This window comes from Paenibacillus sp. YAF4_2 (assembly GCF_052113225.1).
GTDB lineage: Bacteria > Bacillota > Bacilli > Paenibacillales > Paenibacillaceae > Pristimantibacillus.
Genome location: NZ_JBFRCT010000029.1, coordinates 1 through 504, shown reverse-complemented (window position 1 = coordinate 504; position 504 = coordinate 1). Strand labels below are relative to the sequence as shown.

General features: G+C 71.4%; 1 protein-coding gene. It reads right to left on the bottom strand.

Annotated features, from left to right (window positions below):
* Positions 1–504 (bottom strand): MFS transporter (locus AB4Y93_RS28830; RefSeq protein WP_441897218.1); only part of this gene is annotated, 504 nt, incomplete at both ends.

The window sequence follows — 504 nt, the reverse complement described above, 5'->3', positions numbered from 1 at the left end:
GTGTAGGCCAGCGCCATGACTACGAAYGGCGGATGCCGCAGCGCGCCCATCAGGGCCTGRCGGCCRCTCAGCTCCGGCTGYGCCCGCGTGGGCGCCTGGCGCGAAGTGTCAGAACGGCCAGCAAACCAGGCGGCGGGCAACATCACCAGCGCCAGCACGACAAAGGCGGCCACGCCCATGCGCCAGCCCCATTCGCTGGCAATGCTCTGCCCCAGCGGCGCGGCGATCATCGCCCCGAGCGAACCGCAGGCCGACACGCAGCCGAGCACCAGGCTGCGCACCTGAACGTTCACGGCGCTCGATGCCGCGGCCATCGCCATCGCCGTGCCGGTGGAAGCCATCGCCAGGCCGATCAGCACCCCGGCGCCGAGCACGACCGCCCAGAGTCCGTGGGACGTGGCGAGCAGCACCAGCCCGATCAGGTACAGCAACGCGCCCCCGACCATCAGCGGGCGGAACCCGGTTCGTACCGCCAGCGCGCCGGCAAATGGCTGCAACACACCC